Source organism: Constantimarinum furrinae, from assembly GCF_014295415.1.
In the GTDB taxonomy this organism is placed as follows: domain Bacteria; phylum Bacteroidota; class Bacteroidia; order Flavobacteriales; family Flavobacteriaceae; genus Constantimarinum; species Constantimarinum furrinae.
Genome location: NZ_CP052909.1, coordinates 2,337,941 through 2,360,092 on the forward strand (window position 1 = coordinate 2,337,941; position 22,152 = coordinate 2,360,092).

Genomic DNA, 22,152 nt, shown 5'->3' on the forward strand with positions numbered 1-22,152 from the left:
TCACCGTATCTTTATAAGTTCGGCTTTTTCAAAAAAAAGCTGCTTAAAAATTATGCGATTTGGGGCCAAAATTTAAAAGTACGATTATCCTTTATGTCTCATTGTCAATTAGTTCACTGGCAAAATATTTATAGTTCTACTTCCGTTTTGGTTTTTTGTTAGTTGTATTCTTGTATTCGCTTCAGGGAGTAAATGCGGTATTTTTTCGGGCCACTCAATAAAATTCCAATGCCCGGATTCAAAATAATCTTCTACTCCTATATCCATTGCTTCTTCCTCAGTTTCTAATCTGTAAAAGTCGAAATGAAATAATTTGTCTTCTTCAAGTAAGTATTCATTTACTATGGAGAAGGTTGGACTGTTTAATACATCCTTCACACCAAGTTCTTTAGCTATTTCCTTAATAAGTGTGGTTTTGCCTACCCCCATTTCACCATAAAACAATAGTGTCTTAGTAGGGGAGCTCTTTAGTACCTTACCGGCAATTTCCGGCAATTCACACAATGTATATGTTAATTCCATAACTTGGATTGCTAGCAAATATATACAAATATATCGATTATTCACATATTATACCGATAATCTGCATTTTTGAAGAAAATACCTACAAATTATCTAGGTTCCAGCACAGCAAAGGGAATGATCATTTCTTCAAGGGATACACCACCATGCTGATAGGTATTCCGATAATACCCAACATAATGATTATAATTATTCGGGTAAGCAAAAAACAAATCTCCTTTAGCGAAAATAAAAGAACTGCTCATATTTATCGATGGAAGATGAATCTTCTTTGGATCCTTAGCTGCCAAAACATCCTTGTCCTCGAAGGTAAGACTTTTACCCGTTTTGTATCTCAAGTTTAAACTGGTGTTCTTATCACCAATTACTTTAGACGGATTCTTAACATTAATAGTTCCGTGATCTGTGGTGAGTAAAAGTTTAAAACCAAGCTGAGCCGCTTGCTGAATGATCTCCATTAAAGGAGAATTTTTAAACCAGCTTTGAGTTAAAGATCTGTAGGACTTGTCGGTAGACGCCAATTCCTTTATAACTTCCATTTCGGTTTTGGAATGAGAAAGCATGTCTACAAAGTTGTAAACTACAACAGTTAGGTCTTCCTCCTTATGGCTTTTAAAATTATCTACCAATCGCTTTCCCTGCTTTAAACTGGAAATCTTATGATAACTCCAGTTTATATATAACCCAAGTCTTTTAAGCTGAGCCTCTAAAAACTCCGCTTCATACATATTCTTACCTCCCTCTTCGGTATCATTTAACCAGTAATTGGGATGAAGTTTTTCCATTTCACTTGGCATTAAGCCCGAAAAAATAGCATTACGGGCATATTGAGTAGCAGTGGGAAGAATACTGCAAAACAATTCTTCTTTGGTCTTTTTATAATTGTTCGATAATAGCGGTTCGAAGGCTTTCCATTGATCATATCTCAAATTATCAATAACTACCAGCAAGGTAGGTTGTGAGTCCTTCAGTTGTGGTGCTACCTTTTCTTTAAATAGGGTGTGAGACATTACCGGCGCATCATTTCCGTTTTCAAACCAGGATGCATAGGTTTTGTCAATGTATTTACAAAACTGATTATTTGCTTCTGTTTTTTGTGATTCTAGGATCTCAAACATTCCGGTATCTTCAATATCTTCCAATTCCAGTTCCCAGTACACTAATTTCTGGTACAATTCACACCAGCCTTCGTATGTATTTATCATCGACATGTCCATAGCAATCTTTCGGAACTCCTGCTGATAATTCGAGGTGGTTTTTTCTGAAATTAATCGGGAATGATCCAGATTCTTCTTTAAACTTAATAAGATCTGGTGCGGATTAACGGGTTTTATCAAATAATCGGCGATCTTCGAACCTATTGCCTCCTCCATAATATATTCTTCTTCACTCTTTGTAATCATGACCACAGGAAGTGTGGCTTGGTGCTCTTTTATTTCAGCTAGTGTTTCCAATCCTGTGAGTCCCGGCATATTTTCATCGAGAAAGACAATGTCGAAATTTTCATTTTTTATTTCTTCCAAAGCTTCAGTACCGCTTTGCGCTGTAGTAACATGATAATTTTTATTTTCCAGAAAGAGGATGTGAGGCTTTAATAAGTCAATTTCGTCGTCCACCCAAAGTACTTTTATGTCGCTCATATATGTATATTTGTTAATCTAAATTTTTGAAGAATATGTTGAGATTCCTTTTCTTGAATCCCTCAAAATTAATTCCGAAGTTCTTCAATAAAATATTTGTCAGTATTAATTTAAAGTTAAAGTTTGAAATCGAATAACAAACTCAAAATAGTAAACGATCCCGTCTATGGTTTTATTACCATTCCCAATGAGCTCATATTCGATCTCATAGAGCATCCTTACTTTCAGAGATTGAGAAGAATATCACAGATGGGTATGTCTTATTTGGTATACCCCGGAGCACATCACACTCGATTTCATCATGCGCTGGGAGCAATGTTTCTAATGCAAAAAGCAGTTCAAACCCTTACGTTTAAAGGAGTTGAGATTTCTTCCCAAGAAGAAGAAGCTCTCTGTATTGCTATCTTGCTACATGATATAGGTCACGGACCCTTCTCTCATGCCATGGAAAACAGCATCGTAGATAATGTGGATCACGAGTATATTTCCCTGTTGTTTATGCAGGAACTTAATGCAAATTTTAACAACAGATTAACGCTGGCCATTCAAATCTTTAAGAACGAATATCCCCGTAAATTCCTACATCAACTCATTTCAAGTCAGTTGGACATGGACCGTCTCGATTATTTAAGAAGGGATAGTTTTTATACAGGTGTTGCTGAAGGAAACATAAATTCGCAGCGGCTCATTGCTATGCTCAACGTGAGAGCGGACAAACTTGTCGTTGAAGAAAAAGGGGTTTATTCGGTAGAGAAATTTCTTATCGCCAGGCGGTTTATGTACTGGCAGGTTTATTTACATAAAACCGGAATCGTAGCAGAACAACTGCTCGTAAGACTTCTTCAGAGGGCAAAAGAACTTACAGGCTCCGGAGTTTCTCTGCCCGCCAGCGACTCTTTGCGGTACTTTATGAAAAATCAAATATCGAAAGCAGATTTTTCAAAGGAGACGTTAAAGAAATTTGCGAAACTCGATGACTACGACATCATTTCGGCTATGAAAGCATGGGAAAATGTCGATGATTTTGTACTTCAGCATATGTCAAAAATGCTACTCAACAGGGACCTACTCAAGATAAAAATGAAGAATGAACCTTTTCCGAAGAGAAAAATAAAGGAGAAGATGGAGCAACTAAAGTCGAAATACGGCATCAGTACTAAGGAGGCATCTTACTTTGTTTTTGAAGGAGAAATTAGCAATCAGGCATACAGTATGGAAAAGGAAACCATTAATCTGCTTACGAAATCGGGAAAGATCGTAGATGTTGCCAGTGCAAACGATCAATTAAACCTCGAAGCTCTATCTAAAACAGTTGTGAAATATTATCTGTGCTTCCCTAAATCTATTTACTAATCCTTTTTTTCTATTTTTGCATGACTGAAATCTACAGATGAAATTTACAGCAAACCAGATAGCAGGAATTTTAAACGGTGAGGTGGATGGTGATGCAGACGTTGAAGTTTCGAAATTAGCAAAAATTGAAGAGGGTTCTCAAGGCAGCCTAACATTCCTGGCAAACCCCAAGTATACTCATTTTATATACACTACTGAAGCCTCTATTACTATTGTAGATAAGGATTTTATTGCCGAAAATAATATTTCTACCACACTAATTCGGGTTGAAAATGCTTATAAAGCCTTTTCGCAATTGCTGGAATATTACAATCAGGTGAAAATGAACAAAACAGGAATAGAACAACCTGTTTTTGTTTCTGATACGGCTTCCTATGGCGATAACCTATATATGGGTGCCTTTTCATATTTGGGCGACAATGTTAAAATAGGCGACAATGTAAAGATCTATCCCAATGTATATATAGGAGATAATGTGACTATTGGAGATAATGTTATTGTTTTTGCGGGTGCTAAGATATATTCTGAGTCTTCAATTGGAAACAATTGCGTTATTCACAGCGGTGTAATAGTAGGAGCAGACGGATTCGGATTTACGCCAAATGAAAAAGGAGAATATACCAAGGTGCCTCAAACAGGCAATGTGATCATAGAAGACTTTGTAGACGTGGGTGCCGGAACAACGATCGATAGAGCCACATTAGGCTCAACGGTAATAAAAAGAGGAGTGAAGCTTGACAATCAGATCCAGATCGCTCACAACGTCGAGATTGGCGAAAACACCGTGATCGCCGCTCAAACAGGAATTGCCGGTTCTACCAAAATAGGGAAGAACTGTATGATAGGAGGTCAGGTTGGTATTGTAGGTCATATAGTGATAGGCGATAATGTACGGATTCAGGCACAAAGTGGAATAGGTAGGAATGTGAAGGATAACGAGACGTTGCAGGGATCTCCGGCATTAAATTATGGTGATTATAACAAGAGCTATGTTCACTTCAAGAATTTACCCAGAATAATAGAACGATTTAATACTTTTGAAAAAAACCAAAAGAATGAGTAATTGTATGGAAAAACAGCGAACTATAGGTAAGGAAGTTTCCTTGACCGGGGTTGGATTGCATACAGGAAAACAGGTTACTATAACCTTTAAACCTGCTCCAGAAAACAGCGGATATGCCTTTGTGCGGGTAGATCTTGAAGGGAGTCCGGTTATTGAAGCCGACGCGAATTACGTAATAAATACACAGCGTGGCACAAACCTGGAAAAACTTGGAGTTAAAATTCAGACTTCAGAGCATGTATTGGCCGCCCTGGTTGGAATGGAAGTAGACAATTGCATCATTGAATTAAATGCTTCAGAACCGCCCATTATGGACGGCTCTTCTAAATTTTTTGTTGAAGCGATCGCCAAAGCAGGAATCGTAGAGCAAGAAGCAGACCGTGAAGAATATATTGTTAAGGAAGTGATTTCCTATGTCGATGAGGAATCGGGGAGTGAGATCACGGTATTGCCTGCAGACGAATACCAGGTGACTACTATGGTTGATTTTGGCACTAAAGTGTTAGGAACTCAAAATGCTTCCTTAAAGCATATATCCGATTTTAAAGATGAAATTGCCGATGCCAGAACTTTCAGCTTTCTACATGAAATTGAAATGTTACTCGAACACGGCTTAATCAAAGGTGGAGATCTTAATAATGCCATTGTTTATGTAGACAAAGAATTGTCTCCAAAAACCATGGAAAAGCTTAGAGTGGCCTTCGGAAAAGATCAGATTTCAGTAAAACCGAATGGAATACTCGACAATCTGACACTTCATTATCCAAATGAGGCAGCCCGTCACAAATTACTGGATGTTGTTGGAGACCTGGCCCTGGTTGGGACAAGAATACGTGGTAAAGTGATCGCTAATAAGCCCGGCCACCATGTAAACACACAGTTTGCTAAAAAACTCTCCAAGATTATAAAACTGGAAAGCCGGAATAAGATCCCTACATTCGATATTACTCAAACCCCTGTAAAGGATGTTAATCAGATTATGGAAATGTTGCCGCACAGGCCTCCGTTCTTACTGGTTGATAAGATCCTTGAGCTGTCAGATACCCATGTAGTTGGCTTAAAAAACGTAACAATGAACGAGCCCTTCTTTGTGGGTCATTTCCCGGGTGCTCCCGTAATGCCCGGTGTTCTTATAGTTGAAGCCATGGCGCAAACCGGAGGGATACTGGCTTTAAGCACGGTTCCCGATCCCGAGAATTATCTAACCTTTTTTATGAAGATCAACAACGTAAAATTCAAGCAACAGGTAAATCCGGGAGATACCCTTATTTTTAATCTGGAATTGATTACTCCTATACGCCGCGGAATAGTGCATATGAAAGGTAATGCTTATGCAAATAATAAGTTGGTGACAGAAGCCGAGTTAATGGCACAAATTGTTAAAACAAAAAATAATTAAATGAATCAACCTTTAGCATATGTCCATCCGGGCGCGAAAATCGCTAAAAATGTGGTGATCGAACCATTTACAACCATCCACAACAATGTCGTAATTGGTGAGGGCACCTGGATTGGTTCTAATGTTACGATCATGGAGGGAGCCCGAATAGGAAAGAACTGTAACATTTTTCCCGGAGCTGTGATCTCTGCGATTCCTCAGGATCTTAAATTCAAGGATGAAGACACCACGGCCGAAATCGGAGATGGTACCACAATAAGAGAGTATGTAACGATTAACCGTGGAACGGTAGATCGCGGCAAAACTGTGATTGGTAAGAATTGCTGGATCATGGCGTATTGTCATATAGCTCATGATTGTATCGTGGGCGATAACTGTATCTTTTCCAATAACAGTACACTAGCCGGGCATATTACTGTAGGGGATTATGTGGTTTTGGCGGGAATGACAGCAGTACATCAGTTTTGTATGATTGGAAATCACGCTTTTGTGACAGGAGGGTCTTTAGTGAGAAAGGATGTGCCGCCTTTTGTTAAGGCCGCTCGCGAACCCTTATCCTACGTAGGCATAAATTCTATTGGCTTGCGCCGAAGAGGTTTTAGCCCGGATAAGATCAGGGAAATTCAGAATATTTACCGTATACTGTACCAAAGAAACTACAACAATACTCAGGCTTCAGAAATTATTGAAGCCGAAATGGAAGCAACTCCGGAGCGCGATGAGATCCTTCAGTTTATAAAAAATTCCAAACGAGGAATAATGAAAGGATATTTCAGCTCTAATTAATTTCAGAAAAAATAAAAATACAAGTAAAAAACTATGGCTAATACGTCAGATATACGAAAAGGATTGTGCATACGCTACAACCACGACATTTATAAGATCATCGAATTCCTTCATGTAAAGCCGGGAAAGGGCCCTGCCTTTGTAAGAACAAAACTCAAAAGTGTTACCACGGGTAAAGTGATCGACAATACTTTTTCTGCCGGACATAAGATCGATGATGTTCGCGTTGAAACCCATAAATTTCAGTTTTTATACAACGAAGGCGACTTCTATCATTTCATGAACACCGAAGATTATACACAGATACGACTGGCTAAGGATGCATTGGATACTCCCGAGTTAATGAAAGAAGGTGAGATCGTAACTGTGATCATCAATTCGGAAGATAATGCACCTTTATCGGTTGAAATGCCCCCACATGTAATTCTGGAAGTGACGGCAACCGAACCGGGTGTAAAAGGGAATACAGCAACAAACGCTACGAAACCTGCAACCGTAGAAACCGGAGCTTCTGTGAACGTACCCTTATTTATTAATGAAGGTGACAAGATCAGGATCGATACTGAAAAGGGTCAGTATCAGGAACGAATTAAAGAATAATTTTAGTCATGAAATTTCCAATCCCATTAACTTTACAGGACATTGCCACTATCATAGACTGCGATTTTGTTGGTAATGCAGACTTCCCTGTATTGGGGATGAATGAAATTCATGTGGTTCAGCCGGGGGATATCGTCTTTGTCGATCACCCCAAATATTATGACAAGGCATTACAATCTCAGGCAACGGTGATCCTAATTAATAAAGTTGTGGACTGCCCGCCAGGAAAAGCACTGTTAATTTCTGAAGATCCTTTTAAGGACTTTAATACCTTAACACGACATTTCAGGCCTTTTACGCCTTCGGAGACGGCAATATCGCATACTGCTGTAATTGGTGAGGGCACCGTGATACAACCCAACGCATTTGTTGGAAATAATGTTAGGATTGGAGAGAATTGTGTTATTCATGCTAATGTATGCATTTACGACAATGCGGTAATCGGTAACAATGTGACTATCCATTCCGGAACGGTTTTAGGAGCCGATGCGTTTTATTATAAGAATCGTCCTGAAAAATTTGACAAATTATTGAGTGGAGGAAACGTGGTTATTCAGGATAATGTTGATATTGGAGCGCTGTGTACCATAGACAACGGTGTAAGTGCGTCTACAGTTATCGGCGAGGGTACAAAGTTGGATAATCAGGTGCATGTAGGGCATGATACTGTTATTGGAAGCCGATGTCTTATAGCTTCGCAAGTTGGTATTGCCGGTTGTGTCCTTATTGAGGACTTTGTTACGATCTGGGGGCAGGTGGGAATTACAAGTGGAATTACTATAGGCGAAAAGGCCGTTATATCTGCTCAAAGTGGTGTAAGTAAATCACTGCCCGGTCACAAGTCTTATTTTGGGACTCCGGCAGATGAATTCAGAAAAAAATACAAGGAGTTGGCTTCTATTCGTTTAATTCCCGATATAATTGAAAAACTTGATAAATTACAATGAGTACTTCAGCAAAACAGGTAGTTAGAGAATTTTACAGATCGAATATTTTAAAGGATGAATCGGTCTTAAATAAATACATTCATCCCGAACTGGTACTTATATGGAATAGTTCTAACGGACTAACCATTATGAATTACGACGACATCGTCGCATTTTTTAATGAGATACGTCGTACGTACGCCGATTTGCGAATTGAAGTAAGTCATCTTTTGGAAGACAGTGGTCACGTAACAATACGATATAAATATTATATCAGGACGATCGAAAACCCCGATGAAGAGTTAGGAATTGCTCATTTTATCGCCATATGGGAAATTAAAGACGGAAAATTATATCGCGGGCATCAAGTAAGTCAGCCGGTCACAGACCGAGATGATACCTCTGAATCCTATCATAGGGTAAAAGTTTAGATTCCTTTTAAAATCGATAGGATTTAAAGTATATTTGCCGCGTCTTAATGGCAATCACCAAAAGTTTTTTTACACATCACAAATTCAGCTTAAATAGATCAAAACATGAGTGTTTTAGTAAATAAGAATTCAAAAATTATTGTCCAGGGATTTACAGGTAGTGAAGGTACGTTTCACGCCGAACAAATGATCGAATACGGAACCAATGTAGTAGGAGGGGTCACCCCGGGAAAAGGAGGACAGAAGCATTTGGATAAACCTGTTTTTAATACTGTGGAAGAAGCTGTAAAAGAAACCGGTGCCGATACTACCATAATTTTCGTTCCTCCTGCATTTGCAGCCGATGCCATTATGGAAGCAGCCGATGCCGGAATTAAAGTGATCATAACCATTACTGAAGGAATACCTGTAGCAGATATGATCAAAGCTGCTAGCTATATCAAAGACAGAGATTGCCGCCTTGTTGGACCTAATTGTCCGGGGGTGATAACACCGGAAGAGGCGAAGGTTGGGATCATGCCGGGATTTGTATTTAAAAAAGGGAAAGTTGGTATCGTTTCCAAGTCGGGAACACTCACCTATGAAGCAGCAGATCAGGTTGTAAAGCAGGGATTGGGAATAACTACAGCCATTGGTATTGGTGGAGATCCAATTATTGGGACTACTACAAAAGAAGCGGTTGAAATGCTTATCAATGATGAGGAGACCGAAGCGGTTGTGATGATCGGTGAAATTGGAGGTCAACTGGAAGCCGATGCAGCAAAATGGTATAAGAACAGTGGCAGCAAAAAACCTGTTGTCGGATTTATAGCCGGAGAAACTGCGCCAGCAGGACGTACTATGGGTCATGCCGGAGCGATTGTTGGAGGAAGTGATGATACGGCTCAGGCTAAAAAGAAGATCATGAGAGAATGTGGAATTCATGTAGTGGATTCACCGGCCGAAATAGGCAAGAAAGTGGCCGAAGTTTTAAATTAAAGATATTTTGAATATACAGGAAGAAGCCTTGCTAAATAGCAGGGCTTTTTTTATGGCAAAGCCGAAGTGATTTCCTATATTTGAAACACAGGGATTCACGGGCTTTTCAGCTTTTTTTATCTCTTAGAAACGAATAATCAACTCACTATTTATAACTTCAGAATATGAAACTATTAGAAGGAAAAACAGCGATCATTACCGGAGGAAGCCGGGGTATTGGAAAGGGTATTGTAGAAGTCTTTGTGGATCATGGTGCCAATGTGGCCTTTACATATAATTCATCTGCTGAAGCTGCCGAAGCTTTGGCCGACGATCTTTCCTCCAAAGGTGTGAAAGTAAAGGCTTATAAGAGTAATGCCGCCAACTACGATGAATCTCAACAATTAGCGGCAGATGTGTTAGAAGAATTTGGAAGTATCGATATATTAATCAACAATGCCGGAATTACGAAGGATAATCTTTTAATGCGTATTTCTGAAGAAGATTTCGATCAGGTGATCGAAGTCAACCTCAAGTCGGTTTTTAATATGACTAAAGCTGTGCAGCGAGCTATGTTAAAGCAACGAAAGGGTTCTATCATTAATATGAGCTCTGTAGTAGGAGTGAAGGGTAATGCCGGTCAAACGAACTACGCCGCCTCAAAAGCAGGAATACTCGGTTTTACCAAATCGGTAGCTCTCGAACTCGGGTCACGTGATATTCGCTGTAACGCAATTGCTCCCGGCTTTATTGAAACCGAAATGACCGGAAAATTAGATGAAGCCACAGTGCAAAGCTGGAGAGATGCCATTCCTCTGAAGCGTGGGGGTTCTCCCGAAGATATTGCCAATGCCTGTGTTTTTCTTGCCAGTGACCTATCTTCTTATGTTACAGGGCAAGTGCTGAATGTTGACGGTGGAATGTTAACCTAAATTATATTCAGAAAAGACGCATAGGTTTACAATTATCTGTGGAAATTCATGTTTAAAGAATGCTGCAACAACGTAATCCACTAAATAGCACATCACCTATTAATGACGGCCGAAACCATTTTGTACATTGTAATTGCAATAGTGATCTCCCTGGGAGTCACGGTGTTTATGTATGGTTATAAATCGAAACACAGCAATGGGCTTCGATGGACGTTCGGGATATTGCGTTTTATTACTATTTTTTCTATTCTCTTATTGCTTATCAATCCTAAATTTAGAAGTGAAACCTATACCATAGAGAAACCAAAGCTTCCGGTGATCATCGATAATTCGGCTTCGGTTAGGGAATTAGGTCAGGATGAAAATGTGCAACAGCTTATAGAACGGTTAATGTCTAATTCGGCTTTAAGTGATAAATTCGATATTTCGTATTATTCCTTCGGAAGTGGTTTTGCTGAAAATGATTCGCTTTCATTTAATGAACGAAACACCAAAATTTCTGAAGCGCTAAGATCGGTAGATGAAATATTCGATAGCGAGATCGCGCCTACTATTCTTATCACAGATGGGAATCAGACATTGGGGACCGACTATCAATTTAGTGTAAGCACGTTTAGAAACCCCGTGTTTCCCGTAATTTTGGGGGATTCAACAACCTATACCGACTTAAAGATAGAACAGCTCAACACCAACCGTTATGCTTTTCTGAAGAATCAATTTCCGGTTGAGGTGATTTTGGTATATAGCGGTAACGGAACAGCAACCTCCCAATTTTCGATCTCACAAGGCGCAGCGACATTGTTCAGGGAAACGATCTCATTCAGCGAAACTGAGAATACAAAGACGCTGTCCTTTACGTTACCGGCTACCGCAGTTGGACTTCAAAAATATACGGCTCAAATCGCGCCACTTGAGGACGAAAAGAATACGGTAAATAACTTTAAATTATTTGCAGTTGAAGTGATCGATCAGGCAACCAATGTGCTTGTTGTGAGCGATATGATCCATCCCGATCTGGGGTCTTTAGGCAAGTCTATTAGCAGCAATGAACAGAGAACTGTAAGTTTCAAAAAACCTTCGGAAGCAATTCCTCTGCTTAACGATCATCAGCTTATTGTACTTTATCAGCCGGATCGGAGCTTTTCTTCGGTCTTTTCAGAAATAGAAAAACTCAAGAAAAATGTAATGTTTATCACCGGATTGCAAACCGATTGGAATTTTTTAAATAGCGTTCAGGAAAATTTCAACAAAGAAGTAAGTGGTCAAACAGAAGATGTTACAGCTCGCATCAATTTAAACTATGGAACATTTGCCATAGAGGATATAGGTTTTAACGACCTTCCTCCGCTACAAACGCGTTTTGGAGGGCTTAATGTTACAGTTCCGCATGAAATCATCCTGGAGCAGGAGATCAACGGCTTTTCCAGTGAAAGCCCCATGATGGCCACTATGGAGATCGATAACCGACGGTTTGCCATTCTGGATGGAGAAGGACTTTGGAAATGGCGGGCTCAATCATTTTTATTAACCGAGGGTTTTCAGGAATTTGACAATTTTATTGGGAAAACAGTTCAGTATCTTGCATCCAACAAACGTAGAAGCCGATTAGAAGTTAGTAGTGAGACTTTTTATTACAACAACAATCCAATACGGATCTCGGCTCAGTATTTTGACAAGAATTTCGTATTCGACCCGCGTGCATCCTTGACTATTTCTGTGGTGAATACAGAAACCGAGGCTCGTACTGTTTTTCCACTTTTGCTAAAGAACAATTATTACGATGTCGATCTAAACACCCTTCCGGCGGGAGAATATCGTTATACGATTTCAGTTCAGGATGAAGCGGTAGCACGAAGTGGTAACTTTACCATACTTGATTTTAATGTAGAACAACAGTTCTTAAACGCCGATGTAACAAAACTTCAAAGTATTGCGACCAATACGGGAGGAAGTTCTTATTTTATTACCGAAACCGATGATCTCATAGCAGATCTGTTGGCTAACGATCAATTCACTGCAGTGCAGAAAAGCGAACAAAAAACTGTACCTTTGATCGATTGGAAATATCTTCTTGCGCTTATCGTTCTGTCACTTGCTTCAGAATGGTTTATTAGAAAATACAACGGACTTATTTAACTAAATAATATTAAACATGGATAAATTACCAAAAATCGGGATTCCCGTAATTATTGTTATAATCATATTGATCATTTTAATCGCAAAATCTGCGGTGACCATTGGTTCCGGAGAAGCCGGAGTACTATATAAGACTTTTGATGATGGTGTTGTTACCGACAAGCCTCCCTTAGGCGAGGGCTTTCATCTGGTAGCACCCTGGAATAAAGTGTTCATTTATGAGGTAAGACAACAAGAAATTCTTGAGAAGATGAATGTTCTTTCATCTAATGGATTGGATATAAAATTAGAAGCATCGGTTTGGTTCCAGCCAGACTTTACAAGCTTGGGAAAATTACATCAAGAAAAAAGTGAAATGTATAAAGAGCGTGTTTTACTTCCGGCTATTCGGTCGGCTGCCCGAAGTGTAGTAGGACGCTATACCCCCGAACAATTATATTCAAGTAAACGTGATGCCATCCAACAGGAAATTTTTGAAGAAACAAAAAAGATCGTGGAAGACCAATACATTCAATTAAATGAAGTGTTGGTTCGTGATGTTACATTACCTCCAACCATTAAAGATGCGATTGAACGTAAATTAAAGCAGGAACAAGAGTCTCTGGAATATGAATTCCGTTTAGTTACTGCTGCCAAGGAAGCAGAAAAAGTGATCATTGAGGCCCAAGGTAAAGCCGATGCAAACCGTATCCTAAGTGCGTCTTTAACCGACAAGATCCTTCAGGATAAGGGTATTGAAGCCACTCTGGAGCTGTCTAAATCTCCTAACTCGAAAGTTGTGGTGATAGGCTCCGGAGACAGTGGATTGCCGCTTATACTGGGCGATAATTAATGTTACGTATAACAAATAATTTAGCCGCTTCAGCAATGAGGCGGCTTTTTTATTTGCGTTTCCAGAGTTTAAAGATCAGTATCGCCGATAGAATCGCTATACCTAATAAAATGGCTGCTCCGGTGTAATTTCCGTAGATTATATAACCCGTTCCAAATAGTGAGGTATAAACGAAAAGTATGCCTAATAACATAGAAGCCAGATCCACGGTAAAAACATCGTGTGTAGTCTTTAAAGAAATGTTCTCGCTTTGAGCCTTTTCCTTAAAGGGTTTCCAGCCCATACCGTAAGGTGTCACCGAATTATAGAAATTTGCCAGAGTCTTTGTGTTGGTAGGCCGTGTTAACAGTGTAACTGCGATCCAACTCACGGTTGTAATGGCAACTCCATAAATAAGTTTTTCGTGGCCTTCAAGCCCGAGGTCTGTAAATTCAAACGTTAGCGCCACAATAAAGGAGACGATCATCCCTGCAATTTCACTATAAGCGTTTACGCGCCACCAGAACCAGCGCAGGATAAATATCAATCCCGTACCGGCACCAATTTGTAACAATATCTCAAAAGTACTAAGTGCACTGCTAAGCAATAAGGCCAGGGCCGCAGCAAGGACCATTAGAACTATAGTAGACAACCTGCCTATATGTACCAGCTCCTTTTCGGTAGCTTCAGGTTTTATAAAACGCTTATAAAAATCGAGTGAAATATAGGAGGAGCCCCAATTGAGATGTGTGGATATGGTACTCATAAAGGCCGCTATGAGCGATGCCACCACCAATCCTAATAATCCTGCGGGCAGGTTGGTTAACATAGCCGAATATCCCAGATCATGTCCCAACACGGCATTTGGAAATTCAGCTCCAATATCTGAAAGCTGCGGATAAAGAACCAAGGAGGCCAGCGCAATAATGATCCAAGGCCAAGGGCGCAGCGCGTAGTGAGCTACATTAAACAGTAGGGTAGCGCCAATGGCGTTTTTTTCGTCCTTTGCTGAAAGCATTCGCTGTGCAATATAACCACCACCACCGGGTTCCGCTCCGGGATACCAAACGCTCCACCATTGAACCGCAATGGGTATGATCAACAAGACCATTAGAGACTTAGTGTCGTTGAAATCGGGTAGGAAATTAAGCTTATCGGTCACATTTTCATGAGCGAGAAGATTTTGTAATCCTCCAATTTCGGGCATATTCACTATGTAATACGCCGCCCATACCGAACCTATCATGGCTACGATAAACTGTAGGAAATCTGTAAAAATAACGCCTCTAAGTCCACCAATTGAACTATAGGCCACCGTAATAACCGAAGCGTAAAGAACACATTCCCATGGTGCCAGTCCAAACATAATCCCTCCAATCTTTATGGCAGCCAGACACACGGATGCCATGATCATCACGTTAAAAAAGACACCGAGATAAATGGCCCGGAATCCCCTCAAAAAAGCAGCCTCCTTACCACTGTAACGCAGTTCATAAAACTGTAGGTCGGTTAAAACTTTCGATCGTCTCCAAAGCTTTGCATACACAAATACGGTAAGCATCCCTGTGATGAGAAAGGTCCACCATACCCAGTTCCCCGAAACACCGTTTTGGCGAACAATATCGGTAACCAGATTAGGGGTGTCGGCAGAAAATGTGGTTGCTACCATCGAAATTCCAAGTAACCACCATGGCATATTTCGTCCGGAGAGAAAGAATTCACTGGTGTTTTTACCCGAACGTTTTGCAACAACAAGACCTATGATTAAGAATATGACAAAAAAGGAGAGAATGAGGATCCAGTCCAGCGTATCTAATTTCATATCAGGAAACTTTTATGGCCTTAGCCTGACCCACCCAATTGTCGCGGTCTATTCGTCCGGGGAAGAAATCGATAAGCTCTGTGATAGTGCGGATATCCTCATCGGTAAACTGGCTGATCTGATCGTAGGTGTAAATGCCTATCTCATTGAGTTTTTGTTCAATATAGGGCCCAATTCCCATGATACGGGTTAAATCGTCTTTTTCAGCAGGACTTGAGTATCCAAAATTGTCAAAATTGAGTTCTGGCTTATTCTTCGTATAGGTAATATAGCTGGTACGCGTCTTTTCTGCGATTACTTCTTCGGAAGGGGAAACTGTGACTGTTCGCTCTTCTTCTTGTGTTTCCTTTACCATTTCACGGATCTTAGGTTTAATTTCGGTAAAGATAGTTTCGATGTCATGAACTTTTTTAGGAGTTCGAAGTTTGTTTATTTCACTCTGCAGGGTCTTAATTACCTTTTTTGCTTTTGTTTTCTGCAGTATGGATCCTGCAAAATAACCGATCAAGAACGTACTTAACATAAGAGCAAAAATTCCGCCGTAATCTGATATCAATTCTGTTATGTTAATTTGCTCAATCATACAGTTAGTAAAATTTTACTTCTATTCTTCGGTTAGCTTCTCTACCGCGCTGCGAGTTATTCGTATCTATAGGATCCGATTCTCCCTTAGAGGAAGCGATCACTTGTTTTCTATCCAAATTACCTTTGGTGATAAGATACCAGCGTACTTGTCTGGCATAATCCAGGCCTGCAATATAATTGTCGGTGTCATTCCCTACATTGTCGGTATGTCCCGTAATTTCTATGGTAATATCGGGTTTTTCCTGAACAATTCGAATTACCTGTGCTAAAAGGTTGGTAAGTTCCTCGTTAACAAGGATTCCGCTGGATGAATATTTGGGATATATGGTAACGGGCTCAGGGATCCTACTTTTTAAGGTTGCCAGTCTAGCCTGATCCAGAGGTTTAAATAAAAAAGAAATACTATTCTCATAATTTCCTTTGTGATCAAAATCTATTTCTTTGATAATGGGTTTTACAACGATTTTATTTCTTGGAATACCAATTTCCATTAGCAATTGCTTTATTTTATTTCCCCTTTGAATACCGAGATTTGGCGATTGAATATTTTCGGTAGCACTGTAGAGAGAGAGTATATGCAATTCCATATCAGGGTGTTCGATCAAATAACTATTTAGTCGGTATTTAAAATCTTTTGCAGACTCCGGAACATAGATCTCGGGACTATTTTTATTGATTGAGATTCCTTCAGGGTATAAAAACAGGATGTCGTCTTCCGCAGTTGTGGCCTTAAGGGCGGTTTTTGAAATGCTTTCTGAAAGTCTTTTTTCGGAACTCAATATCAGGGAATCGCCTTCCGTTCGAATCATAGAAATAGAATCTTTAGGAATAAGGGTTTTTTCAATTGCTGAAGTATCCACCGAATCTGATTGCACAGCTGCTGTCGTTATTGAAGTGTCCAGCGCCATTTCTTTTTTAGGCTGGAGAAGGGAATACAACCATAACCCAAAAAAAGACCATACCAAAAAAACGGCGAAGGCTATTAAAAAATTCTTCATTGCGGGGGTAATAGGTTGTTTGTTACTCCGTTTAGCTCATAAAACACGGGACTCTAACAAATCTATAAAATATATTTTCGATTTGTGAGTAAAATATTACTTCTTTTCCACAAAATTTTGAACAATATTTTGTTTACATTTGTCCCGTACAATGAGAAACACAAATTTACATCATCATATTTCATTCTTCGCTCACGCGAGGTGATGAGGTATTTGTAAATTTTAAAAATATCCGTAACCCGTTTGAGCTAATCAAACGGGTTTTTTTATGCCTAAAAATTAACTATGAAAAAATTAAAAATTGCATTACAAAAATCGGGTCGGCTTCACGATGAGTCTCTTAGGTTGCTGAAAGACTGCGGTATTTCAATAGATAATGGAAGAGATCAACTTAAAGCAACTGCGAAAAACTTCCCGATGGAAATCTACTATTTGCGAAATGGCGATATCCCAAAATATCTCATGGATGGCGTCGTGGATTGTGCGATAATTGGAGAAAATCTTATCGTGGAAAAAGGGATCGATATCATCGTGAAGGAAAAACTCGGGTTTTCAAAATGCAGGGTATCTATCGCTGTTCCCAGATCATTTGAGTATAGTGATATTCAAGATCTTCAGAATAAGCGAATTGCCACGTCATATCCCGAAACTACTCGAAAATTCATGGAGTCGCAGGGTCTGGAAGCTGAGTTGCATATTATAAACGGGAGCGTTGAGATCGCGCCTAACATCGGACTTTCAGATGCAATTTGTGATATAGTGAGCAGTGGAAGTACCCTGTTTAAAAATAATCTTCAGGAAGTAGCAGTCATCATGGAAAGTGAAGCTGTTCTTGCTGTCTCACCAAAATTGGAGTCTTCAGCAGACAAACTTTTACAACAATTGGCCTTTAGAATACAATCGGTTTTAAAAGGTCGCAGCTATCGATATGTGCTGCTTAATGCTCCAAACAATAAAATCGAGGCCATAGTGGAAATACTTCCGGGGATGAAGAGCCCTACCATTCTTCCATTGGCCGAGGCAGGATGGAGCAGTGTTCATTCTGTAGTAAACCGCGATGTGTTTTGGGAAGTGATAGAAGAATTAAAACAACATGGAGCAGAAGGAATTCTGGTTTGTCCTATTGAAAAAATGGTATTATGATGAATATAATAATGGAACCGGAGAAAGCAATATGGGAATCGATAGTGTCTCGTCCGGAGTATGCGGTCAAAGACCTGGACGATTTGGTAAATGATATGTTTTCTGAAATCCAAAAAAGAGGAGACGATGCAGTTCGAAATTATACAGCCCTGTTCGATGGTATTTCAGTAAAGGAAATTCAGGTAACAGAAGCAGAAATTCAAAATGCAGTGTCGCAAGTTCCCGATAAGCTGAAACAGGCAATTCAACAGGCAAAAATGAATATTGAATCCTTTCACAGCGCACAGCTGTCAAAAAATAGTAGGGTTGAAACCGTTCCTGGAGTGAACTGCTGGACTGAAAGAAGGCCTATAGAAAAGGTGGGGATCTATATACCTTCAGGGACAGCTCCTTTATTTTCAACAATTCTTATGCTGGCGATTCCTGCAAGACTTGCAGGTTGCGAAACCATAGTTATGTGTACTCCTCCTAAAGAAAATAACCTCATTGATCCGGTAATGTTATATGCTGCTAAATTGTGCGGTATCTCAATTATTTGCAAGGTTGGTGGAATTCAATCGATTGCGGCTATGGCACTGGGGACGAAATCGGTTCCAAAGGTCTACAAGATCTATGGCCCCGGAAACCAGTTTGTCACCGCTGCGAAACAAATGGCCACCCGATATAAAACCGCTATAGATATGCCCGCCGGACCATCAGAGTTGCTGGTCTATGCAGACGACACGGCCAAACCGGCTTTTGTGGCTTCCGATTTGTTGAGTCAGGCAGAACACGGTGTCGATAGTCAGGTAATCCTGCTTTCTCCATCAAAGAAACTTTTGGATCGCGTTATTATTGAGTTGAGTGCTCAGCTTCAGTCACTTCCCCGGAAATCGATCGTAGAGAAAGCACTAAATCACTCTAGATTTATTCAGATTAAAAACAGGTCAACAGCAATTGAATTTATTAATGAATACGCACCCGAACACTGTATAGTAATTTCTGAAGACGAGCAATTTATATTAGAGAATATACGAAATGCCGGGTCGGTATTTATTGGAAATTACACGCCTGAAAGTGCTGGAGATTATGCTTCAGGTACAAACCATACCCTACCAACAAATGGATTTGCAAAACAATATTCGGGAGTGAACTTGGATAGTTTTACCAAACAGATCACTTTTCAGAAAATTTCCAAATTAGGAATACAGAATATAGGAAATATTGTGGAGCTCATGGCAGAAGCAGAAGGATTGCAAGCACACAAGAATGCAGTGACAATTCGATTAAATGATATTAGAAATGAAAGATAAAAATTCGATTTTAGAACTGGTGAGACCTGCCATTGCAGACTTAATTCCTTACCGCTCGGCGCGTGAAGAATTCAGCCAAACGACTCGCGAAATGGTTCTTTTGGATGCAAATGAGAGCCCGTATTCGTCGGAGGTAAACCGATATCCCGATCCACAACAACGGGAGCTTAAGGCATTGATCTCAAAACTTAAAGGGGTAAACCTCAATTCTATTTTGCTAGGCAATGGTAGTGACGAAGTGCTGGATCTGATATTCCGGGTATTTTGTGAACCCGGAATCGATAATGTGATCACTCTGCCACCCACTTATGGGATGTATAACGTACTGGCTGGAATAAATAATATCGAAAATATTGAGGTTCCGCTGACATCTAAGTTTGAACCCGATGTTGACAACATTCTGAAGTCACAGAATAGCCAATCGAAGGTACTTTTTCTCTGTTCACCAAATAACCCAACTGGAAATCGCTTTCAGGATAAAAATATCATTCGGTTATTAAAACAATTTAGAGGAATTGTCGTGATCGATGAAGCATATATTGACTTTTCTGAACATGACGGATTTATCAACCAGCTAAGTAAATTCTCTAACCTTATAATAGTTCAAACCTTTTCAAAAGCATTTGGAATGGCCGGAATTCGATTAGGGATGTGTTTTGCTTCGGAAGAAATCATTTCTACACTGAATCGTGTTAAACCGCCTTATAATGTTAACGAACTCACCCAGCAATATGCCTGCAAAAAACTCAAGGGTTTTGAGGATATTAATGACCGAATAGATGCCACTAGAAGTGAAAGACAACAATTGTGCAAGGCGTTATTGAATGTTTCTTATGTTCAAAAAATATATGCCAGTGATGCCAATTTTATTTTGATGAGAGTGGACGACGCAGAAAAAAGATATTTACAACTCCTGGATCGTGGAATTGTAGTTCGAAACCGAAGTCAAGAAGTGCATTGTAATAATTGTTTACGGATCACCATAGGAACGGCACAGGAAAACGATAAACTATTGAACGAATTGAAAGCTATTGATATATGAAAAGGCGAGTACTATTTATAGACCGGGATGGAACCTTAATAAAGGAGCCGGTAGATTTTCAGGTTGACAATATCTCAAAAGTTGAATTCTACCCCAAAATGATTAGTTCACTGAATAAAATTGCCGAGCAAGGGAATTTTGAACTAGTGATGGTCACCAATCAGGATGGGTTGGGAACTGATTCATTTCCTGAAGATACATTCTGGCCGGCTCATAATTTTGTTTTAAGTACCCTTAAGAACGAAGAAATCGTGTTTCAGGAAGTTGTGATCGACAGGACTTTCCCCAATGATAATAAACCAACCAGAAAACCGGGAACGGCTTTACTTCAGCACTTTTTTACCAAAGATTATGACTTAAAGGAATCTTATGTGATCGGAGATCGCTTAACTGATATGGAATTGGCTGTCAATCTGGGAGCTAAAGGTATTTATATCAATAACCAAAACAATTTGGGTGCGTCTGAGGTTAAGATAGATAAGTTGGAATTAGAGAAGACCATCGTATTGGAAACGAATAATTGGAAGGAGATCTGTGAGTTGTTGACTCAGGGAAAACGAAGGGCACAATTATCAAGAAAGACACATGAGACGGAAATTACTATGGCATTGGATCTGGACGGTACAGGTAAGAGTGATATTAATACAGGTATTGCCTTCTTTGACCATATGCTGGATCAAATATCAAGGCACGGTCAAATTGACCTTAGTATACACGTGGACGGGGATTTGGAGGTAGATGAGCATCACACCATAGAGGATACCGCTATCGTACTGGGTCAATTATTTACTAAAGCGCTGGGAGACAAAGCAGGAATTGAGCGATATGGTTTTTGTTTGCCTATGGACGATTGCCTTGCACAGGTTGCTGTGGATTTCGGTGGAAGAAATTGGTTGGTATGGGATGCTGAATTTAAGAGAGAAATGATTGGTAAAATGCCTACCGAAATGTTTTATCATTTTTTTAAATCATTTACCGATGGGGCAAACGCGAATTTGAATATAAAAGCAGAAGGTAGGAATGAGCATCACAAAATTGAAGCCATATTCAAAGCATTTGCAAAAGCAATTAGAGCCGCGGTAAATCGCGATCAGGATAAAATGATATTACCCACCACTAAAGGAATGTTGTAATGAATATAGTGATCATAGATTATGGTGCCGGAAATATTCAGAGCTTAAAATTTGCCATCGAACGATTGGGTTATTCAGCAAAGCTAAGCAGCTCTGCAGAGCAAATACGCAACGCAGACAAGATAATATTCCCCGGTGTAGGGGAAGCAAGCAATGCGTTACAACAGCTTAAACAAAATGGCTTGGATGAGGTTATTCCAACTTTGCAGCAGCCGGTTTTAGGAATATGTTTAGGCATGCAATTGCTATGCAAAAGTACCAAAGAAGGAAATACCACGGGCTTGGGCATTTTTGATGTGGATGTTATTCGTTTTTCTCAAAAAGTAAAGGTTCCTCAAATTGGATGGAACGAGATAGAAAGCTTGAATAGCCTGTTGTTTAAAGGGATTAAAGAAAGAGAATATATGTACCTGGTGCACAGCTATTATGCTCCCCTTTGTGAACAAACCATCGCCACTACGTTCTACGATACGAATTATTCATCGGCCTTACAAAAGGATAATTTTTATGGATTTCAGTTTCATCCCGAAAAAAGCGGAAAAGCCGGGTCCCAACTATTAAATAATTTTTTAACACTGTAA

General features: G+C 39.7%; 21 protein-coding genes. 16 read left to right on the top strand and 5 right to left on the bottom strand.

Translation table 11 applies throughout. From position 1 onward, the window contains the following. Positions 1-108 precede the first annotated feature (108 nt). Together tsaE and porX are read right to left on the bottom strand one after the other, a co-directional pair. Entirely contained in the window at positions 109-522 is a 414-nt protein-coding gene (gene tsaE, locus ALE3EI_RS10745; RefSeq protein ID WP_186988529.1) for a tRNA (adenosine(37)-N6)-threonylcarbamoyltransferase complex ATPase subunit type 1 TsaE, read from the bottom strand. Between the two features lie 89 nt (positions 523-611). Continuing rightward, entirely contained in the window at positions 612-2,162 is a 1,551-nt protein-coding gene (gene porX / locus ALE3EI_RS10750) for a T9SS response regulator signal transducer PorX (protein ID WP_186988531.1), read from the bottom strand. Between the two features lie 123 nt (positions 2,163-2,285). Here porX and ALE3EI_RS10755 point away from each other — a divergent pair, with 123 nt between their 5' ends. The 11 genes from ALE3EI_RS10755 to ALE3EI_RS10805 all read left to right on the top strand — a co-directional run bounded on the left by ALE3EI_RS10755 (position 2,286) and on the right by ALE3EI_RS10805 (position 13,577). Then, positions 2,286-3,515, top strand: coding sequence for an HD domain-containing protein (locus ALE3EI_RS10755; RefSeq protein ID WP_186988533.1), 1,230 nt, complete (start codon positions 2,286-2,288; stop codon positions 3,513-3,515). Between the two features lie 37 nt (positions 3,516-3,552). After that, positions 3,553-4,578, top strand: coding sequence for a UDP-3-O-(3-hydroxymyristoyl)glucosamine N-acyltransferase (gene lpxD / locus ALE3EI_RS10760; protein ID WP_186988535.1), 1,026 nt, complete (start codon positions 3,553-3,555; stop codon positions 4,576-4,578). Then, on the top strand, positions 4,571-5,977 hold the full coding sequence (locus ALE3EI_RS10765) for a bifunctional UDP-3-O-[3-hydroxymyristoyl] N-acetylglucosamine deacetylase/3-hydroxyacyl-ACP dehydratase (protein ID WP_186988537.1): 1,407 nt from the start codon (positions 4,571-4,573) through the stop codon (positions 5,975-5,977). The genes lpxD and ALE3EI_RS10765 overlap by 8 nt, the downstream gene beginning before the upstream one ends. After that, positions 5,978-6,763, top strand: coding sequence for an acyl-ACP--UDP-N-acetylglucosamine O-acyltransferase (gene lpxA / locus ALE3EI_RS10770; protein WP_186988539.1), 786 nt, complete (start codon positions 5,978-5,980; stop codon positions 6,761-6,763). A 33-nt stretch (positions 6,764-6,796) separates the two neighbouring features. Then, a complete protein-coding gene (gene efp, locus ALE3EI_RS10775; protein ID WP_186988541.1) occupies positions 6,797-7,363 on the top strand; it encodes an elongation factor P in 567 nt (188 codons plus the stop codon). Positions 7,364-7,371: 8 nt separating this feature from the next. Then, positions 7,372-8,310, top strand: coding sequence for a UDP-3-O-(3-hydroxymyristoyl)glucosamine N-acyltransferase (locus ALE3EI_RS10780; RefSeq protein WP_186988543.1), 939 nt, complete (start codon positions 7,372-7,374; stop codon positions 8,308-8,310). After that, positions 8,307-8,720 carry a nuclear transport factor 2 family protein gene (locus tag ALE3EI_RS10785; RefSeq protein ID WP_186988545.1) on the top strand — a complete coding sequence of 138 codons (414 nt, stop codon included), beginning with the start codon at positions 8,307-8,309 and terminating at the stop codon, positions 8,718-8,720. The genes ALE3EI_RS10780 and ALE3EI_RS10785 overlap by 4 nt, the downstream gene beginning before the upstream one ends. 105 nt (positions 8,721-8,825) lie before the next feature. After that, on the top strand, positions 8,826-9,698 hold the full coding sequence (sucD, locus tag ALE3EI_RS10790) for a succinate--CoA ligase subunit alpha (protein WP_186988547.1): 873 nt from the start codon (positions 8,826-8,828) through the stop codon (positions 9,696-9,698). A 164-nt stretch (positions 9,699-9,862) separates the two neighbouring features. Continuing rightward, positions 9,863-10,609 (top strand): 3-oxoacyl-[acyl-carrier-protein] reductase, encoded by a 747-nt coding sequence (gene fabG / locus ALE3EI_RS10795; RefSeq protein WP_186988549.1) that lies wholly within the window; start codon positions 9,863-9,865, stop codon positions 10,607-10,609. A 102-nt stretch (positions 10,610-10,711) separates the two neighbouring features. Then, complete coding sequence (locus ALE3EI_RS10800; protein ID WP_186988551.1) at positions 10,712-12,745, top strand: VWA domain-containing protein; 2,034 nt, start codon at positions 10,712-10,714, stop codon at positions 12,743-12,745. A 16-nt stretch (positions 12,746-12,761) separates the two neighbouring features. Beyond that, positions 12,762-13,577, top strand: a complete 816-nt coding sequence (locus tag ALE3EI_RS10805) for a prohibitin family protein (RefSeq protein WP_186988553.1) — start codon at positions 12,762-12,764, stop codon at positions 13,575-13,577. Between the two features lie 49 nt (positions 13,578-13,626). Here ALE3EI_RS10805 and ALE3EI_RS10810 read toward each other — a convergent pair whose 3' ends face one another. The 3 genes from ALE3EI_RS10810 to ALE3EI_RS10820 are packed head-to-tail and all read right to left on the bottom strand — an operon-like array spanning position 13,627 to position 16,961. Continuing rightward, positions 13,627-15,378, bottom strand: coding sequence for a sodium:solute symporter family protein (locus tag ALE3EI_RS10810; RefSeq protein ID WP_186988555.1), 1,752 nt, complete (start codon positions 15,376-15,378; stop codon positions 13,627-13,629). Between the two features lies 1 nt (position 15,379). Then, the gene (locus ALE3EI_RS10815) at positions 15,380-15,961 is read right to left on the bottom strand and encodes a hypothetical protein (RefSeq protein ID WP_186988557.1); all 582 of its coding nucleotides are present in this window, start codon (positions 15,959-15,961) and stop codon (positions 15,380-15,382) included. Positions 15,962-15,965: 4 nt separating this feature from the next. Next, positions 15,966-16,961, bottom strand: a complete 996-nt coding sequence (locus ALE3EI_RS10820; RefSeq protein ID WP_186988559.1) for an OmpA family protein — start codon at positions 16,959-16,961, stop codon at positions 15,966-15,968. Positions 16,962-17,246: 285 nt separating this feature from the next. Here ALE3EI_RS10820 and hisG point away from each other — a divergent pair, with 285 nt between their 5' ends. The 5 genes from hisG to hisH are packed head-to-tail and all read left to right on the top strand — an operon-like array spanning position 17,247 to position 22,152. Further along, entirely contained in the window at positions 17,247-18,104 is an 858-nt protein-coding gene (hisG, locus tag ALE3EI_RS10825; RefSeq protein WP_186988561.1) for an ATP phosphoribosyltransferase, read from the top strand. Next, complete coding sequence (hisD, locus tag ALE3EI_RS10830; RefSeq protein WP_186992357.1) at positions 18,104-19,396, top strand: histidinol dehydrogenase; 1,293 nt, start codon at positions 18,104-18,106, stop codon at positions 19,394-19,396. The genes hisG and hisD overlap by 1 nt, the downstream gene beginning before the upstream one ends. Next, positions 19,386-20,438 carry a histidinol-phosphate transaminase gene (gene hisC, locus ALE3EI_RS10835; RefSeq protein ID WP_186988564.1) on the top strand — a complete coding sequence of 351 codons (1,053 nt, stop codon included), beginning with the start codon at positions 19,386-19,388 and terminating at the stop codon, positions 20,436-20,438. The genes hisD and hisC overlap by 11 nt, the downstream gene beginning before the upstream one ends. Next, complete coding sequence (gene hisB, locus ALE3EI_RS10840; RefSeq protein ID WP_186988566.1) at positions 20,435-21,571, top strand: bifunctional histidinol-phosphatase/imidazoleglycerol-phosphate dehydratase HisB; 1,137 nt, start codon at positions 20,435-20,437, stop codon at positions 21,569-21,571. Before hisC ends, hisB begins: the two co-directional genes overlap by 4 nt. Beyond that, complete coding sequence (hisH, locus tag ALE3EI_RS10845) at positions 21,571-22,152, top strand: imidazole glycerol phosphate synthase subunit HisH (protein WP_186988568.1); 582 nt, start codon at positions 21,571-21,573, stop codon at positions 22,150-22,152. The genes hisB and hisH overlap by 1 nt, the downstream gene beginning before the upstream one ends.

What these genes read in the sequence shown, in the direction of transcription:
- tsaE (WP_186988529.1), bottom strand. Translation starts at nt 522, where the DNA reads ATGGAATTAACATATACATTGTGTGAATTGCCGGAAATTGCCGGTAAG.
- porX (WP_186988531.1), bottom strand. Translation starts at nt 2,162, where the DNA reads ATGAGCGACATAAAAGTACTTTGGGTGGACGACGAAATTGACTTATTA.
- lpxD (WP_186988535.1), top strand. Translation starts at nt 3,553, where the DNA reads ATGAAATTTACAGCAAACCAGATAGCAGGAATTTTAAACGGTGAGGTG.
- ALE3EI_RS10765 (WP_186988537.1), top strand. Translation starts at nt 4,571, where the DNA reads ATGAGTAATTGTATGGAAAAACAGCGAACTATAGGTAAGGAAGTTTCC.
- lpxA (WP_186988539.1), top strand. Translation starts at nt 5,978, where the DNA reads ATGAATCAACCTTTAGCATATGTCCATCCGGGCGCGAAAATCGCTAAA.
- efp (WP_186988541.1), top strand. Translation starts at nt 6,797, where the DNA reads ATGGCTAATACGTCAGATATACGAAAAGGATTGTGCATACGCTACAAC.
- ALE3EI_RS10780 (WP_186988543.1), top strand. Translation starts at nt 7,372, where the DNA reads ATGAAATTTCCAATCCCATTAACTTTACAGGACATTGCCACTATCATA.
- ALE3EI_RS10785 (WP_186988545.1), top strand. Translation starts at nt 8,307, where the DNA reads ATGAGTACTTCAGCAAAACAGGTAGTTAGAGAATTTTACAGATCGAAT.
- sucD (WP_186988547.1), top strand. Translation starts at nt 8,826, where the DNA reads ATGAGTGTTTTAGTAAATAAGAATTCAAAAATTATTGTCCAGGGATTT.
- fabG (WP_186988549.1), top strand. Translation starts at nt 9,863, where the DNA reads ATGAAACTATTAGAAGGAAAAACAGCGATCATTACCGGAGGAAGCCGG.
- ALE3EI_RS10800 (WP_186988551.1), top strand. Translation starts at nt 10,712, where the DNA reads ATGACGGCCGAAACCATTTTGTACATTGTAATTGCAATAGTGATCTCC.
- ALE3EI_RS10805 (WP_186988553.1), top strand. Translation starts at nt 12,762, where the DNA reads ATGGATAAATTACCAAAAATCGGGATTCCCGTAATTATTGTTATAATC.
- ALE3EI_RS10810 (WP_186988555.1), bottom strand. Translation starts at nt 15,378, where the DNA reads ATGAAATTAGATACGCTGGACTGGATCCTCATTCTCTCCTTTTTTGTC.
- ALE3EI_RS10815 (WP_186988557.1), bottom strand. Translation starts at nt 15,961, where the DNA reads ATGATTGAGCAAATTAACATAACAGAATTGATATCAGATTACGGCGGA.
- ALE3EI_RS10820 (WP_186988559.1), bottom strand. Translation starts at nt 16,961, where the DNA reads ATGAAGAATTTTTTAATAGCCTTCGCCGTTTTTTTGGTATGGTCTTTT.
- hisG (WP_186988561.1), top strand. Translation starts at nt 17,247, where the DNA reads ATGAAAAAATTAAAAATTGCATTACAAAAATCGGGTCGGCTTCACGAT.
- hisD (WP_186992357.1), top strand. Translation starts at nt 18,104, where the DNA reads ATGAATATAATAATGGAACCGGAGAAAGCAATATGGGAATCGATAGTG.
- hisC (WP_186988564.1), top strand. Translation starts at nt 19,386, where the DNA reads ATGAAAGATAAAAATTCGATTTTAGAACTGGTGAGACCTGCCATTGCA.
- hisB (WP_186988566.1), top strand. Translation starts at nt 20,435, where the DNA reads ATGAAAAGGCGAGTACTATTTATAGACCGGGATGGAACCTTAATAAAG.
- hisH (WP_186988568.1), top strand. Translation starts at nt 21,571, where the DNA reads ATGAATATAGTGATCATAGATTATGGTGCCGGAAATATTCAGAGCTTA.